At 43.2% G+C, this 2,335-nt stretch carries 3 protein-coding genes; 1 reads left to right on the plus strand and 2 read right to left on the minus strand.

The genetic code is table 11. The annotated features are described in order from the left end of the window. Window positions 1–714: 714 nt before the first annotated feature. A complete protein-coding gene (locus tag WBA23_RS04160; protein WP_424580987.1) occupies window positions 715–843 on the minus strand; it encodes a hypothetical protein in 129 nt (42 codons plus the stop codon). Window positions 844–970: 127 nt separating this feature from the next. Here WBA23_RS04160 and WBA23_RS04165 point away from each other — a divergent pair, with 127 nt between their 5' ends. Next, the gene (locus tag WBA23_RS04165) at window positions 971–2,137 is read left to right on the plus strand and encodes an ISAs1 family transposase (protein WP_424580988.1); all 1,167 of its coding nucleotides are present in this window, start codon (window positions 971–973) and stop codon (window positions 2,135–2,137) included. Here WBA23_RS04165 and WBA23_RS04170 read toward each other — a convergent pair. Next, on the minus strand, window positions 2,098–2,277 hold the full coding sequence (locus WBA23_RS04170) for a hypothetical protein (RefSeq protein ID WP_424580989.1): 180 nt from the start codon (window positions 2,275–2,277) through the stop codon (window positions 2,098–2,100). The genes WBA23_RS04165 and WBA23_RS04170 overlap by 40 nt on opposite strands. Window positions 2,278–2,335 lie beyond the last annotated feature (58 nt).

Below are 2,335 nucleotides of genomic sequence, written 5' to 3' on the forward strand. Positions count from 1 at the left end.
GTGTTTTACTAAAGAACATCACATCATTTCGGATAGAATTCGAGTTGTTTGATTGTTGCATAGTACCAGGATCAAACTCGAATATTTTCACGATTCTGTCGCCGAAATATTTAAATTTTTAGTGGTAGTTTATGCCTAATAGGCACAAGATTATTGCGTAGAATTTATGTATAAGGCTCAAATTTCGAACTTTATTGTAAGCCGTTCCACTGGGGGGGGCTCTATTGCGAACTCGCTACGAAAAGTTAACGGAAGCTGATTCCAAAAAAAATTCTACGTTGATCTGGTAAGCAGATCAATCGTTTCTAAGGGAGACACCACTGTTAATTCACTTTCTTGAAAGTCTTTTTCATTTCGGGTGACAAGGTGTGTAATCTGCTGGTCGGATCGCTGGTCGCCGTGCAATACAGCACTAAAGTGGATAAACGCATTTTCATTGTAAGCTTAAGCTCAGTAGCGTTACCGCATAATCATAGTGTGGATGACGCTGGCCGATATAGTCATAGACCACGTTCGAGTCTAAAATCATATTCATCATACGCTAGAATTTGTTGGTTCTTTAGACACTGTGGCTGTTACGTTTTTCAGAAGCTGTAACGATGAGGATACCCGGGTTCCATATTTTTTATCTAAGTAAGATTGACGCGCTTTATCATCACTGGTCGGAGTTCGGAGCGGTCCTACGTTCAAAAGCTCCGGCGAGAGTTCAATACCTCACTGCTCTCGTACTAGTTTCACAAAGTAGGCTTCTACCAGAGTACTAAGATTCATACCGTGCGCTTTCGCAATCACTCTCACCTGCTGTTTGATTTCTTCGTTAACGACTAAATGTAAATTGGCCATACTTCATTTGCATTAAACATTATACCTAAATATACTAAATGCTGCGAACATAATCAATCAGCTTACTAGGTATATATGGCTTTCTTATAAAAGATAGGGCAAATGAGCCAACTTCGTATTTTCGGTTTTGCGAACTAAAAAAAGAAGCCTGATGCCCATTCACCCCATTAGCCAAAATACTACATTCTACCAAGCACTGCAAGTGTCACCCGATTTAGATTTACGTGATCAACGAGGCAAAATCCACGATTTGCCTCTGATACTTCTGGGGTTAACTTTGAGCCTGTTGCGCGGTAAGGACGGCAGCTTATCCAGTATTCATCGAGGTATGCAGCATACTCATCAGACGTTGTGCACCTTTCTGGAAATTGAAAAATGTCCAGTAGTTTCTCGTGCTCATTTGCCTTTGGTGCTACAAAAAGTGAACCTGAGCGTCTTTGAGAAATTGTTATTCTCTTATTACGGGGTAAATCTGTCAGTTGAACAGAAAAAATGGTTTGCCGCCGATGGTAAAGAACTGCGCGGTAGCATTGCCCTGGGGGACAAGCGCGGGGAGGCGGTAGTGCAGATAGTGGATCATGTGGAACGCTCGGTGGCGGCCCAAGCTTTCTACAATGGAAGAAAGGAGAGCGAGAAGCCCACTTTGCGGGCGCTATTAGCACAAAACAAGCTGCTTGATCAATGTATTAGTATGGATGCTCTGCATTTAGACCCCACTACGCTTGCCCCCATTGCCCAGGCGGGCGGCTGGTTCTTGGTAGCCCTAAAAGGAAATCAGGAAGAACTCAGTGGCGAACTACAACGCGTAGCCCAGTACTTACCCGTTGAACAAAAAGCACAAACTGTAGAAAAAGGGCACGGACGCGTAGACCAGCGAGATTATCGTGTTTATGATGTCAAAGAGCAATATTTTGATGCACGTTGGAATGAATGCAACTTTACTGCTTTGGTGAAAGTGGAGCGAAACCGCTTGATACTCAAAACTGGTCAACAAAGTCAAGAAACAGCCTGGTTCTTATCTAATGCCCCTATTGAGCAGGGAAAGCAACTCTTTGTGGCCGTGCGCCAGCACTGGAGCGTAGAAACCAACAACCACATACGTGATGTTACTCTTAGGGAAGACAATCTGAGAACTACTAAAAACCCACTCTCGCGAGTACTTGCTGGTTTCCGAACTCTAGTTATTAAACTGCTACAGAAATGTAAACCAAAGAATATGACCGCTCAAATAGAACGCTTTCAGGATGATTTTACCTATCTGTTGGCCTCCCTGAAGCAGATTGGCTTTTTATAAGAAAGCCCTACTTCGCGTAGGGCATCTAGTGAATCTTTTTCCTCTTGATGTCCCCAGTTGAAGCCTCCCACAATTGCCCAGGCCCCGAAGGTCATTCGAGTGATAGTAAGATCGCTGTGTGGTAAGGTGATTGTTTGCATATTATGGTTGTTATGTTCTCACTCAAGATAATAAAATTATCCCCTTCAATCGTCTCAA

Origin of the sequence: Tunicatimonas sp. (assembly GCF_049647865.1) — a bacterium.
Lineage (GTDB): Bacteria > Bacteroidota > Bacteroidia > Cytophagales > Cyclobacteriaceae > Tunicatimonas.